This window comes from Synechococcus sp. W55.1, from assembly GCF_047461655.1.
In the GTDB taxonomy this organism is placed as follows: Bacteria; Cyanobacteriota; Cyanobacteriia; order Thermostichales; family Thermostichaceae; genus Thermostichus.
Genome location: NZ_JANSHN010000002.1, coordinates 69991 through 83151, shown reverse-complemented (window position 1 = coordinate 83151; position 13161 = coordinate 69991). Strand labels below are relative to the sequence as shown.

Here is a 13161-nt window from a genome sequence, read left to right as displayed (position 1 = left end):
CGCAGTTTACCAGCCTCTCTGGCCGTCGTGGGGATAAGAAGTGTTACCGGCAGGCTCTGAGAGATCCTTAAGACTCCACTGCCAGCGGCTGGGATCGCAAGGGATCCGTCAGCTCGCTGCCCTCCTCCGAAGGCGGGATCACCTGCCAAAACAGGGGCAAGCAGGATTCCCAATTTTGCAGAATGCGCTCCGCTTTGGGGGAATGGGTGCGGCGATAGTGCTCCTGGATCAGGCTCTTCAGTTGTGCCTCTGCTGCCGCCGTCTGCACCCGCTGAATGCGCACGATCTCCCCGTTGACCTTGGCGGGAAAGTCGCCCTGCTCATCCAGCACATAGGCCAGGCCGCCGGTCATCCCAGCCCCCAAGTTGCGGCCCACCCGCCCCAGCACCACCACCACACCACCGGTCATGTACTCGCAGCAGTGGTCGCCGGATCCCTCGATCACCGCCTGCGCTCCCGAGTTGCGCACCGCAAAGCGTTCCCCTGCCTGGCCGTTGGCGAATAGGTAACCCCCGGTGGCTCCGTACAGGCAAGTATTGCCCAAGATCACATTTTCCGAGGGATCCCGTGGCGCATCGCCGGGAGCCAAGATGACGATCTCACCCCCGCACATGCTTTTGCCCACGTAGTCATTGGCTTCTCCTGTCAGGGTCAGGCGCATCCCCGCCAGCGTAAAAGCGCCAAAGCTCTGGCCGGCGCTGCCGACAAAGCGCAGATCCAACTGCCCCCCCTGTTGGGCAAAGCCGGTATCTCCGTACAAGCGGGCCAAGGTTCCGGCAATGCGCCCGCCTACGCAGCGGTCGGTGTTGGCGATAGGGATCTCCACCGTGGCCGTGCCGCAGGTCTCCACCGCCTTCTGCACCTCCGGCTGAGCCAGGATCTGCTCATCCAGCACCGGGCCGTTGGCGTGAACCGGCTCATGCTCCAACCAGTCGGGCAGGGTGTTGGGATCAAAACCGGGGGGAGTTCGCAGCAGACACTCCAAGTTCAAGGATTGGGTCTTCTGCAGAACCGCATCGGCGCGCGGACAGAGCAGATCCACCCGCCCGATCACCTCCTTCAGAGAGCGGTAGCCCAGTTGGGCTAAGACTTGGCGCACCTCCTCCGCCACAAACGTGAAGAAGGTCACCACGTGATCCGGTGTGCCGGGGAAGCGCTTGCGCAGCTCTTCCTTCTGGCTGGTCACCCCCACCGGGCAATTGTTGGTATGGCATACCCGCGCCATGATGCACCCCTCCGCGATCATGGCCACGGTGCCGAAGCCAAACTCTTCTGCCCCCAGCATGGCCGCCATCACCACTTCCCAGCCGGTGCGAATGCCGCCATCCACCCGCAGGATGGAGCGCTGCCGCAGGCCGTTTTCCAGCAGGGCATGATGCACCTCCACCAGGCCCAGCTCCCAAGGTGCCCCGGCATGTTTGATGGAGCTCAGGGGGGAAGCCCCGGTGCCCCCTTCATGCCCTGAGATTTGAATGATGTCGGCGTTGGCCTTGGCCACCCCCGCCGCCACCGTGCCGATGCCCACTTCCGAGACCAGCTTCACCGACACCTGGGCCTGGGGGTTGACCTGGTGCAAGTCGAAGATCAACTGCGCCAGATCTTCAATGGAGTAGATGTCGTGGTGGGGCGGCGGCGAGATCAAGGTCACCCCCGGCTTGGAGCGGCGCAGCTTGGCAATGTAGGGACTCACCTTTTTGCCCGGCAGTTGCCCCCCCTCGCCCGGCTTGGCCCCCTGGGCTATCTTGATCTCGATTTGCTGGGCGTTGAGCAAATACTCTGGTGTCACGCCAAAACGCCCCGAGGCCACCTGTTTGACGGCTGAGCTGGCGTTGTCCCCCATCCGCAGTCCCTTCAGGTGGGGAAAGCGAGCCGAGGTGCCATCCGGGGCCACATCGGTGATGGGGGCATATCGCTCCGGATCTTCGCCCCCTTCTCCCGAGTTGGACTTGCCGCCGATGCGGTTCATGGCGATGGCCAGGGTCTCGTGGGCTTCGCGGCTGAGGGCCCCCAAGGACATCCCGCCTGTGGCAAAGCGTTTGAAAATCTCCGATGCCGGTTCCACTTCCTCCAGGGGGATGGGATCCCGGTCGCTGCGGAAATCCAGCAGGTCTCGCAACGCGGTGGGGGTGCGGCTGCGCAGGTGGGCCCTGTAGATCTCATAGTGGGCAGGCTGGCCCGATTCGATGGCCTTGTGCAGCAGCTTGGCCATTTCCGGGCTGTTGATGTGGTATTCGCCTTTGGGCCGCGCCTGGATAAAGCCAAAGTTCTCCAGCTTTTTCGAGGTGAGTTCGGGGAAGGCCCGCTGGTGATTCACCATGCCCTCGCGGGCCAGATCTGCCAGCGTCATGCCCCCCACCCGCGACACCGTGCCGCGGAAGGCCAGGTCGATCACCTCTTGGCTCAGGCCAATGGCCTCGAAAATCTGCGCTCCGTGGTAGCTGGAGAGCAGAGAAATGCCCATTTTGGAAAGAATCTTGAGCAGCCCTGCCTCAATGGCGGCGCGGTACTTCAGTTGCACCTCGGCCAGGGAAAGCTGGGGCAACTTGCCGGCAGCCATCTGGGTTTGCGTCTTGGGCTTGTGCCACCACTGCCGCACAGCTTCATAGGCCAGATAAGGACAAACGGCGCTGGCCCCATAGCCGATCAAGCAGGCAAAGTGATGGGTGCTCCAGCATTGGGCAGTCTCCACCACCAGAGAGGTCTGCAGGCGCAGCCCTTCCTGGATGAGGTGATGATGGATAGCGCCCACTGCCAACAGAGGTGGGATCAGAGCCTGCTCGGCATTGAGGCCGCGATCCGAGAGAATCAAGATCTCAGCTCCCCCCCGCACCGCCTGGGCCGCCTGCTGGCAAAGGGCCCGTACTTGGGCTGCCAGTCCTTCTGGGCCAGCAGCCACCGGGTAGAGAATCGGGAGCGTGTGGCAGGGGAAAGGAGTGTGCTGTAGGGCAGCCAGCTCCGCTTCGTTGAGCACCGGGCTGCGCAACTGCAACAGGCGGGCATGCTCAGGCCGGATCTCCAGCAGGTTGCCCTTGGATCCCAGATACACATCCAAAGACATCACCAAGCTCTCCCGCAGGGGATCGATGGCGGGGTTGGTGACCTGGGCAAAGCGCTGCTTGAAATAGTCGTAGAGGGGATGAGGCTGGGTGGACAGCACAGCCAGCGGCGCATCATCCCCCATGCTGAAGGTGGGCTCCTTGCCCGTAGCCGCCATCTCCTCAATGATCATCTCCACATCTTCCGAGGAGTAGCCGAAGGCAGTTTGGGCTTGGAGCAGTTGTTCTTCCGAGAGGTGAGGGGTATTTTCAAAGCCCTGGGTGCTGAGCTGAACGCGATGGGCTTTGAGCCACTCGCCGTAGGGGTGTTGGGCCGCCACCTGGGTTTTGATCTCCCAGTTTTTGCAGATGTGCCCGCTCTGCAGATCCACCGTCAGCATTTGCCCCGGGCCTAGCCGCCCTTTTTCCAAAATGTCGGTCTCCGGCAGGGCAACCACCCCGGCTTCTGAGCCCACCGCCAGCAGCCCATCGCGGGTGATCGCATAGCGGGCGGGACGCAATCCATTCCGATCCAAGGTGGCGCCGATGGTTTTGCCATCGCAGAAAACCACCATCGCTGGGCCATCCCAGGGCTCCTGCAGGCCGCCGAAGAACTCGTAGAAATCCACCACTTCCGGGTGATCCTGAAGCTCCGGCTGGTTGCGATAGGCTTCCGGGATCAGCACCATCATCGCCTGCTGAGTGGAGTAGCCGGACTGAATCAACAGCTCAAACACGGCGTCCAGGCCCGCCGAGTCGCTGGTGCCGGGGTCAATAATCGGCTTCAGATCCTCGACCGCTGTACCCCAGCGGGGATGGGAAAGGGTCTGTTCGCGGGCGGCCATCCAGTTGACATTGCCCAGGTAGGTGTTGATCTCGCCGTTGTGGCAAAGGTAGCGAAAAGGCTGGGCCAGGGACCAACGCGGCAGGGTGTTGGTGCTGAAGCGGCGATGGTAAGTGGCGTAGGCAGTGGTGTAGAGGGGGTTTTGCAGATCTCGATAAAACCGGCCCAGAACCGCCGATTGCACCATGCCTTTGTAAACGATGACCCGGCAGGACAAAGAGGCAAAGTACAGGGCATAAAAGCCAAACTGAGCCTCCACCCGCCGCCGAATGCGCCGCCGCAACAGATAAAGCTGCTGCTCCAGGGTATCTCCGCTCAGGCTGGGATGGGCAAGGATCAACTGCCAGATAGAGGGCATGGTCTGCCGCGCCATCGGCCCCAGGCAATCGGGATTGACCGGCACCTGCCGCCAAGCCACCCGCTGCCAGTCGGTGGTGGCCAAGTATTCATCGATCACCTGCTGCACCGCCTGGCACTCAGCGGGATCCTGAGGCAAAAAGACCATCCCCACCGCGCTGTAAGCGGGATCCAAAGCTCGAATTTCTTCCATTTCTGCTTGCAACAGCGACCAGGGGATCGCCGTCGCAATGCCCGCCCCATCGCCGCTCTGGCCGTCGCCGCCACAGCCACCCCGATGCTCCATACAGGTGAGAGCCTGAAGGGTTTTCTGCAAGAGGTCGTGGCTGGCTCTTCCCCGCTGATCCACCAAAAAGCCGACCCCGCAAGCATCCCGCTCTTGAAAGTGCCAGTTTTCCTGCAGGATAGGAACCGAGACCTGAGAGCGATGGGGATTCATAGGAGTCAAAACAGTTTGGAATAAATCACGCTTTTAGAGGTGGAAAACCAGCATATCGCACTCCAATCCGACAGGAAAAGGGGGCAGCCCCAAGTTAGGGCCGGATTTTGCCAGTAAGGCAACAGAATGTTCCAGCGGAAGGAAGCAGCGAAGTAGAGTTCAAAAAGGCTCACTATGAACAGATTTTTCGAGCTTCTTCTGCAGGCTTCTCCGGCAGACTTTGAGACGATCTGAGAAAACCGAGGCATAGGCGCCAGCTCACGGCCAACTGGCTCTGTGGAGAACTGCGATCAATCGCTATCTGAAAAAGTCAGAAAACGTATCCCGCAGATCCGAAAGCCGATCGTTGAAGCAAGTCAGCCGATCCCCTGCGGAGTTCACCAGCGTCAGATCTGCCCGACCGGTTGCCCCTTCGGATCCCAGTAGAGGAACGCTCATGCGGCTGGGATCGGCGGGATTTTGGGAGACGCGGATCACGGCTCGATCGCGGTTCAATTGATAAGCCTCGGCCACATAGCGGATGGGCTCGCTCAAGATGGGATCCACCGGCAGCTCTGGGGCCGGCAGGAGATCCACCAGCTCGGTGAACGTGCCACTCCGCAGGCCCACCACGGCAGCAGCTCCCAACTGGTTACAAATGGCAATGAGAACCGGCTCTTGGGCAGTGGCGGTGAGGTTGGCCAAGGTGACGGTGACCGTGGCACGGCTGGCTGCTGCCGGATAGGTGACCTCAAAGGTGCGGGCAAAGGCATTGCCCAGCTCGTCGCGGGCGCGAAAGCGAAGCTGCCCGGTGTAGGGCAGGATGGAAGAAAAGTAGATGCCAAAGCGGTCGCTGGGACTCCGTCCGGGGATATTGGCCTGTCCGGGGACATAGGCAAGGGCAGCCCGGCTTTGCCACTGATTGGGCGGGGTGTAGGGCAGCAGCGGGCCACTGGTGAAGTTGGGGGGTTCTTTGGGGGGCAGATCCGGCTGGCCATCTCTGTTCAGATCCAGCCCATTGCCCAAGAAGGCCACCGAGCGCTGTAAGAGAATAGGACGGTTTTGGTTATCCAAAAGGGGATTCCGCCTTTCTGCCAGCCCGGCATTGTCCACATAGACATTAAGGGGGCGATTTAGGATTTGGTTATCCCGCTGCCGCCGCATGTTGAACTGTAGGTAGGGCCCCACTGCGCCCGCTGCCGGGGATCCTCCTGTGATTTCAAAATCATCCGCCCGCAGGAAGACATTTTCCAGGGGGCCCAGAGGAGTTGTTCCCTCGCCGCAACCGACCAAGCCAAGCGCTAAAATGGCCAAGGCTGTATAAGCCACAACAGAGCATCCTTTTTCGATAGGGGAATCCGAGCTCCCACAAGTCGGCAGCAGGGGCCGGCAGGCATGCTTTGGCTTCAGCATTCATCTCCTCTCCACAACAGACACCTTGGCGAGGGTTAAACCCAACCGGACTGAGTTGAGGATGGGCGGGGATCCCTCTGCACTCATCGGATTCGCCTGAACCACTATACCGTGAGCCTCGGTTCAGCTCCCACCATCCCTAGGGGGCTGGCGGCAACGAGCAAGAAATGGTGGCGATCCCTGGCCTCATCTCCCGAACAGGCTTGATAGCCTAGAGGAAGCGAGATGTGGATACCCATGTCAGATACTCCTGCGGTCTTGGTAGAGCAACTTCAAAAGCGCTACGGATCCACAGTGGCCGTGGCGGACGTCTCGTTTCAGGTGGAACCCGGCCAGATCTACGGCATTCTTGGCCCCAATGGGGCCGGCAAGACCACCACTTTGCATTGCCTTTGCACCTTGCTTCGTCCCGATGCGGGCCGGATAGAGGTGTACGGGATCCCAGCCAGCGAAAACCCCAAAGCGGTACGAGAAAAACTGGGGTTTGTTGCCCAAGAGGTGGCTTTGGATAAGGTGCTGACCGGGCGAGAATTGTTGCAGTTGCAGGCCGATCTCCACCACCTGCCTCGCCCCTTGGCTCAAGAGCGAATCGCTGCCGTCCTGGAACTGCTGGGGCTGACCGACCGCGCCGACCAACTCATCGGTACCTACTCCGGCGGGCTGCGCAAACGCTTGGATCTGGCGGCAGGACTGCTCCATCAACCCCAGGTGCTGGTCTTGGACGAGCCCACGGTGGGCCTGGACATTCCCAGTCGGCTGGCCATCTGGGATTTTTTGCGCCAACTCAAGAACACAGGGATCACAGTGGTGCTCAGCAGCCACTACCTGGAGGAGATCGACCTGCTGGCGGATCGGGTGGCCATCATCGACCGGGGCAAGGTGATTGCCGAGGGAACCCTCGAGGAGCTGAAAACCCGCGTCGGCGGCGAGCGCATCACCGTCAAGCTGCAGGAATTTGCCCCGGCGGAACTGGCCCAACGGGGTGCCCAACTGCTGGGATCCCTGCCCTTTGTCCAGAAGGTGGTGATCAACAGCGCCCAGGGCAACGCCCTGAACCTGGTGGTGCAGCGGAATGGGGAGGATCCCCTCAGCCAGATCCGCGCTCACTTGCAAGCTCATGGGCTAGAGGTGTTCAGCAGCACCCAGTCTCGTCCCAGCTTGGATGATGTGTATTTGGCGGCAACCGGGCAAACCCTGATGGACGCGGAGCTGGCCGCTGCCGAGGCCAATCTGGGCAAAAAGAAAAAGTAACTTCATCACCTCATGCTCGAGCCCTGTTGATCCCTATACAAAGGCACATCGAGGTATTTGGTAGATGGATTTGGAATGGATTGATTGATCGCAACCCTACAGGAGCTTTGGTATGAACTCTGCCTCTTCCTCGGTTCAACCCAACCCGATCCCCCTTTTGACGGCTGATTTTTGGCAGGAGACCTTTGCCCTCACCCGCCGCTTGTTTATCCAACTGCAGCGTCGCCCCACAACCTTGCTGGCCGGCATTATCCAGCCGTTGCTCTGGCTGATTCTATTTGGAGCCTTGTTTCAGAATGCTCCTGCCGGCATTTTCGGGGCCGGACAAAACTACACCCAGTTTTTGGGGGCGGGAGTCATCGTGTTTACGGCTTTTGGTGGAGCCTTGAATGCCGGAGTGCCGGTGATTTTCGACCGAGAATTTGGCTTTTTGAACCGGTTGTTGGTGGCTCCCCTCACCTCTCGTTTTTCCATTGTTCTTGCTTCTAGCCTGTTTATCGTCAGCTTGGCGTTGCTGCAGACGGCAGTCATTGTGGGGGCAGACTACGCCCTTGGGGCCGGGATCCCCGACGGGCCAGGCTTGGCGGTGGTGGCCCTGATCGTGGGCCTGTTGGTCTTGGGCTTTACGGCGCTGAGCTTGGGCTTGGCCTTTGCCATGCCGGGGCACCAGCAATTGCTGGCTTTCATCTTTTTGGTGAACTTGCCCCTGATCTTTTCCAGCACGGCCTTGGCTCCCCTGAGCTTTATGCCCACCTGGCTGCGTTGGGTGGCCAGCCTCAACCCCCTCACCTTTGCCATCGAGCCCATTCGCCATGTCTACCGCAGCGATAGCTGGAGCTGGGCCGATGTGGTGCTGCAGGCTCCCTGGGGCGATCTCACCCTGGCGGGATCCCTGGGCCTCTTGACGGGGTTTGTCGTAGTGTCGGTTCTGCTGGTGCAGGGGGTGTTGCGCAAAAGTTTGGCCTGAGCCTCTCTGCCCAGGCTGTGCCCCTCAAAGCCATCGGCGGGAAGCGGACTTCTCCATAGCCGCCTGTGCCTGCTGCACCAGAGCCAGGGGGCTGTCCTGAGCCGGGGAGACGCTTAGAGAGGGGGTAAGGCTGCGAGCCTGCAGGGCCATGTGGAGCTGCAGTTCGGTTACGTACTCCCGCAGGCCAAGGCCGGACTCAGCAGAAGAACGGCTCGCTGCCGAGGGGTGAGATGCAGACATCATGGCAAGGAGTCCCTCGCGAAATTGCCACCGTTGCTCTGCTAAGCTATCACGCCTGCCCCTTTTCTGAAGGTTCCAAAATGTTAGCTTTGATTAAGCTTTGAAATCATTCGGCCATGGTGGTGCTCAAGGATTGGCAGCGCTCCAAGTTGGATCCCAGCGACGATGCCCTCTTCTACAGCTATCCCCGCTTTGTGACCCATGTGGATTCTGGCTTCATCGGCCAGCTCACCGATCTGTACCGCGAGCATCTGCGGCCCCAGACCCGCATTCTCGATCTGATGAGCAGTTGGGTCTCCCATTTGCCGCCTGAGATGGAGTTTGCCCATGTGGAGGGGCATGGGATGAACCCGGAGGAACTGGCGGCCAACCCCCGGCTCAATCACTTCTTCATCCAGAACTTGAACCAAAACCCAGTTCTGCCCTTCCCCGATCACTCCTTCGATGCGGTGCTGAATACGGTTTCGGTGCAGTATCTGCAGCAGCCGGAGCAGGTGTTTGCAGAGGTGTATCGCATTCTAAAGCCCCAGGGCCTGTTCATCGTCAGCTTCTCCAATCGCATGTTTTTCCAGAAGGCGATCCAGGCTTGGCGGGACAACTCCGAGGCGGGGCGGGTGGAGTTGGTCAGGCGCTATTTTGAGTCAGTGCCGGGGTTTGAGGTGGTGAAAGTGATCCAGCGGCCTGCCCCTATGGGTTGGCTGGGCTTTTGGGCAGGCGGAGGCGGGGATCCCTTCTATGCCCTAATTGGACAGCGGACGGCGGGGTAGAATTCTCCAGCTTGCCTGTGGCGTGCAGGCGGGATCCTTGGAAATATCCAACAAGAACCCATCATCCATCAGCTTTTTCAGCTTTGCTATCCTCGCTACCCTCAGAGGGCTGTTTTGTTCTCCGGTCTTCCTGACAGTGCTTCTCCACAAAACGGCGATCCTTCCCCCCTACCCATCTCAGCAATTGGGGAAGCGGGGCTGCTGCAGATCGTGCAGCGCTACTGTCCGGCCCAGGTGGTGGGAGACGATGCGGCGGTGTTGGCTGCTCCGGAGGGGCAGTTGGTGGTGACAACCGATGTGTTGGTGGAGGGAGTTCACTTCAGCGATCTGACGACCCCGGCCCATGCGGTGGGCTGGCGCGCGGTGGCCGCCAATCTGTCGGATCTGGCCGCGATGGGATCCCGTCCGCAGGCGTTGGTGGTGGGCTTGGGCTTGCCGGGATCCACGCCGGTCGCTTGGGTGGAGGAGCTTTATCAAGGGATGCAAGCCTGTTGCGCCCGCTGGGGATGTCACCTGGTGGGAGGGGATCTGTGTCGGTCGCCGCATCGGTTCGTGGCGATCACGGCTTTGGGAAGGGTGCAGCCGGGGCGGGCTATTCAGCGCAGACGGGCTCAACCCGGCGATTGGCTGGTGGTGACAGGGCCGCACGGAGATGCGCGGGCAGGCTTGGAACTGCTTCTCCATCCTGAACAGGGATCCTCAGCCACGGCAGCCGAGCGCGAGCAGTTGATCAGGGCTCACCAATACCCACGCCCGCGCCTGGATCTGGTGCCCCTCTTGGAAGGGATCCCGGATCCCTTGCGCATTGCCGGCATGGATACCAGCGATGGTTTGGCAGATGCCCTGGTGCAGGTGTGTCAGGCCAGCGGGGTGGCGGCGAGGATCGAGGTGGAGCGGATCCCGATTTCAGAAGCTTTGCGGCAGGCTTTTCCGGCCCAAGCCTGGGAGTGGGCGCTCTATGGAGGCGAAGATTTTGAGCTGCTCCTCAGTGCCGAGGTGTCGGTGGCCAAGCATCTGTTGGAAGAATTGCCAGGGGCCGTTTGGATTGGAGAAGTGACAGGCTGGGATCCGCAGGGAACCGTCTGGCTGAAGGACGGGCAGGCCCTCAGCCGTCAACAAGCCTTCCAGCATTTCTAAGAGGCGTTGTGCTGCAGGATGGCCACCCAAACTGCCAACAGTTGAAAACAAATCGACTTGTGGGGGAAAACAAGCTTCAGGAAGGATTCGGTAACCTAGAAGCGGAGAGAAGCTGAGACAAGGAAGCAAATTGACTTGGAATAGCTTCAGGCAACTGCTCAGAACTCGGCAGAACTTGGAGAAGCATTGGAGACTCTACTCATGAAAGCTATCTTAACAGCAGCCATTCTTGGCCTGGCCGGGATCCCTGCGTTGGCCCCCTTGCCCAGTTCGGCTCAGCCGCTGTTTGAATTGGGTGCCTACCGCCTTGAGCAGGGGACGATTATCCCGGTCGGCAGCCTGAGCAGCGAAGAGCCGCAATACTTTTACCCGGACACCGTTTATCCCCTGGAAGTGGCCGTTACTCAGAACATTTTTGACAGCCAGGGGCGCTTGGTGATCCCGGCGGGTAGCCGCGTTTTTGGACAGATGGAACCTGCACCGGGCGGATCCCGCTTTGTCGGCACTTCCATTGTTCTCGGCGGTCGTACCTACAGCCTACGGGCTTCCTCCAACATCCTCCACGACGAAAAGGATCCCCGTCAGTATTCGGCTGAGGCCATTGCTCAAGATGCAGCCATTGGGGCAGCCGCAGGGGCCATTTTGGGGGCGATCACGGGCGGAGTCTCGGTGGGCAATGTCTTAGGAGGCGCCGTGACCGGAGTGGTGGTGGGCAATGTTACCGCTCCCCAGGTGGTGGTGCTGCGCCCCGGCCAATCTTTCAATCTGACCTTGGAAGCTCCGCTGACGCTGTGAGGTTCCATTTGGAGGTGTTGATGGTCGGCGACTTGTGATTCACTGGGGATCAAGTTGCCGATCCCTGTTTTCATTTCATGGCTACTGAATCTAAGCCCACTTCCCCCCTCTCCTCCACCGAGCACAGGTTTACGGCTGGAGAGGAGAGCTTTACCTACAGAGCGCTGGCCGGTTGGCAGACCCTTTTTCAGCGGGAAAAACCGGTGGCCGAGATCTTTCACGTCGCCTATCTGAAGCAAGACTCTGCTGCCCAGCACCGCCCTCTCACTTTTGTGTTCAACGGTGGGCCTGGGGCAGCTTCTGCCTACCTGCACATGGGAGCGCTGGGGCCCAAACGGATTGGCTTCGGGCCCAACGGCAGTTTGCCCCCCTCCCCGGTGCGGCTGGTGGACAATGCCGAAAGTTGGTTGCCCTTTTCCGACCTGGTCTTTGTCGATCCGGTGGGGACGGGGTTCAGCCGCGCCCTGCCCAAGGATTCTCAAGACCCCAAAGATTCCCGGGAGAAATCCGATCCGGCATCCAAGCCCCCTCAGCCGGATGCCAAGGCGGAGGAGCCTCCTAAGGAATCACCTTTCTGGGATGTGGAACGGGATTTGCAATCCTTGGGCGAGTTCATTCAGGGCTTCCTTTCCCGATACAAACGCTGGCTTTCCCCCATTTTCATTGCCGGCGAAAGCTACGGTGGGTTTCGGGTGGCGCGGCTGGCCAAGGAGCTGCAATCCAAGTTTGGCGTAGGCTTGTCGGGGGCCATTCTCATCTCGCCTGCACTTGAGTTTGGGTTGCTGGAGACCAACGATTACAACCTCAGCACTTGGGCAACGCTTTTCCCTTCCTACGTAGCTACAGCAGCTCATCATGGACGGTGTGGCTGGGGGGAGGATTTGCAGATCCTGCTGCCCAAAGCAGAACGCTTTGCCCGACAACGTCTGCTGCCCCTCTTGGCCATGGGGGAGGCAATGCCAGAGGCAGAACGGCAAGCGGTGTATCAGGAGATGGCGGCAGGGATCGGCTTATCTCCAGAATATGTAGCCCACAAAGGCGGGCGGATCGATATCGCCAGTTTTGCCCGCGAGCTGTTGCGGTCGCAGCGACTGGTGCTGGGGCTTTACGATGCTTCTGTAACCACGGTGGATCCCTTTCCGGATCGGCCTACCTTTGAGGGATCCGATCCCACCTTGGATGGGATCGATCGCCTGTTCACGGCAGCCATCAACAGCCACTTGCGAGAGACCTTGCAGGTGGAAACGGAGTTGACCTATCACCTACTGAACCTGGAGGTGTTCAAGTCCTGGCGGTTCACCCCAAAAGGAGAGTTTAAGCAAGGATTCATCGGCGCAATGGACGAGCTGCGCAGCAGCATGGCCCTCAACCCTCACATGCGGGTGAGCATTCATCATGGCTTTTACGACCTGGTCACTCCCTACTTTGCCTCGAATCACCTGGTGGATTTGATGAAGTTGGATCCGCGGTTGAAGGCCAACCTCACCCTACGTCATTATCGCGGCGGACACATGTTCTACACCTGGGATCTCTCGCGGTTGGAGTGGTTTACAGAAATGCGTGCGTTCTACTCAAAAACGGCTTCGGGCTCAGAGTTGCAAACTCTGCGCTAAGCAACTGGAGGATTGAGGCTCTTGGAAGCCTTAGCCGAGAGACTTGCCACAGCAGGTTTGCATATACATTGCATATACATATATTGATAAAATTGGATAAAATTGCATTGCCTTGACATCGAGAATCAGCCCTGATAGCATCTAGCCATGTTGGCCAGCCTAATCCTGTTCAGTTTTTGAACAAGAGCGGGGGAACCATTTCGGGGGCTTACTCTGAGCAAACGCCAGGGAGAGCATCTCTTAGCTCTAGCCCGTCAGCTAACCCCGTCGGCACTAAGAGGTGGCTACAGAGCTGTACGTCTGCCCTAGAGGGATTTTGCGTAC

General features: G+C 59.7%; 9 protein-coding genes and 1 riboswitch. Of the genes, 6 read left to right on the top strand and 3 right to left on the bottom strand.

Translation table 11 applies throughout. From position 1 onward, the window contains the following. Positions 1 to 67: 67 nt before the first annotated feature. Both NW816_RS01585 and NW816_RS01580 read right to left on the bottom strand, forming a co-directional pair. Positions 68 to 4675: a glutamate synthase-related protein gene (locus tag NW816_RS01585; protein ID WP_414408009.1), complete on the bottom strand. Its 4608-nt coding sequence runs from the start codon at positions 4673 to 4675 to the stop codon at positions 68 to 70. 297 nt (positions 4676 to 4972) lie between these two features. After that, positions 4973 to 5983 (bottom strand): hypothetical protein, encoded by a 1011-nt coding sequence (locus NW816_RS01580; RefSeq protein WP_414408008.1) that lies wholly within the window; start codon positions 5981 to 5983, stop codon positions 4973 to 4975. A gap of 321 nt (positions 5984 to 6304) precedes the next feature. On the opposite strand from NW816_RS01580, the gene NW816_RS01575 reads away from it, so the two are divergent. Beyond that, entirely contained in the window at positions 6305 to 7318 is a 1014-nt protein-coding gene (locus NW816_RS01575; RefSeq protein WP_414408007.1) for an ATP-binding cassette domain-containing protein, read from the top strand. 112 nt (positions 7319 to 7430) lie between these two features. Beyond that, the gene (locus tag NW816_RS01570) at positions 7431 to 8285 is read left to right on the top strand and encodes an ABC transporter permease (RefSeq protein ID WP_414408006.1); all 855 of its coding nucleotides are present in this window, start codon (positions 7431 to 7433) and stop codon (positions 8283 to 8285) included. Positions 8286 to 8309: 24 nt separating this feature from the next. Here NW816_RS01570 and NW816_RS01565 read toward each other — a convergent pair whose 3' ends face one another. Continuing rightward, positions 8310 to 8528 (bottom strand): hypothetical protein, encoded by a 219-nt coding sequence (locus NW816_RS01565; protein ID WP_414399141.1) that lies wholly within the window; start codon positions 8526 to 8528, stop codon positions 8310 to 8312. A gap of 113 nt (positions 8529 to 8641) precedes the next feature. On the opposite strand from NW816_RS01565, the gene NW816_RS01560 reads away from it, so the two are divergent. From NW816_RS01560 to NW816_RS01545, 4 genes are all read left to right on the top strand, one after another. Further along, positions 8642 to 9292, top strand: coding sequence for a class I SAM-dependent methyltransferase (locus tag NW816_RS01560; protein WP_414408005.1), 651 nt, complete (start codon positions 8642 to 8644; stop codon positions 9290 to 9292). 114 nt (positions 9293 to 9406) lie between these two features. Next, positions 9407 to 10429, top strand: coding sequence for a thiamine-phosphate kinase (thiL, locus tag NW816_RS01555; RefSeq protein WP_414408004.1), 1023 nt, complete (start codon positions 9407 to 9409; stop codon positions 10427 to 10429). A 201-nt stretch (positions 10430 to 10630) separates the two neighbouring features. Continuing rightward, on the top strand, positions 10631 to 11224 hold the full coding sequence (locus NW816_RS01550; RefSeq protein ID WP_414408003.1) for a hypothetical protein: 594 nt from the start codon (positions 10631 to 10633) through the stop codon (positions 11222 to 11224). A gap of 77 nt (positions 11225 to 11301) precedes the next feature. Continuing rightward, a complete protein-coding gene (locus NW816_RS01545; RefSeq protein WP_414408002.1) occupies positions 11302 to 12837 on the top strand; it encodes a S10 family peptidase in 1536 nt (511 codons plus the stop codon). 146 nt (positions 12838 to 12983) lie between these two features. Then, positions 12984 to 13125: riboswitch (cyclic di-AMP (ydaO/yuaA leader) on the top strand. Positions 13126 to 13161: the final 36 nt, after the last annotated feature.

What these genes read in the sequence shown, in the direction of transcription:
- NW816_RS01585 (WP_414408009.1), bottom strand. Translation starts at nt 4,675, where the DNA reads ATGAATCCCCATCGCTCTCAGGTCTCGGTTCCTATCCTGCAGGAAAAC.
- NW816_RS01575 (WP_414408007.1), top strand. Translation starts at nt 6,305, where the DNA reads ATGTCAGATACTCCTGCGGTCTTGGTAGAGCAACTTCAAAAGCGCTAC.
- NW816_RS01570 (WP_414408006.1), top strand. Translation starts at nt 7,431, where the DNA reads ATGAACTCTGCCTCTTCCTCGGTTCAACCCAACCCGATCCCCCTTTTG.
- NW816_RS01565 (WP_414399141.1), bottom strand. Translation starts at nt 8,528, where the DNA reads ATGATGTCTGCATCTCACCCCTCGGCAGCGAGCCGTTCTTCTGCTGAG.
- NW816_RS01560 (WP_414408005.1), top strand. Translation starts at nt 8,642, where the DNA reads ATGGTGGTGCTCAAGGATTGGCAGCGCTCCAAGTTGGATCCCAGCGAC.
- NW816_RS01550 (WP_414408003.1), top strand. Translation starts at nt 10,631, where the DNA reads ATGAAAGCTATCTTAACAGCAGCCATTCTTGGCCTGGCCGGGATCCCT.
- NW816_RS01545 (WP_414408002.1), top strand. Translation starts at nt 11,302, where the DNA reads ATGGCTACTGAATCTAAGCCCACTTCCCCCCTCTCCTCCACCGAGCAC.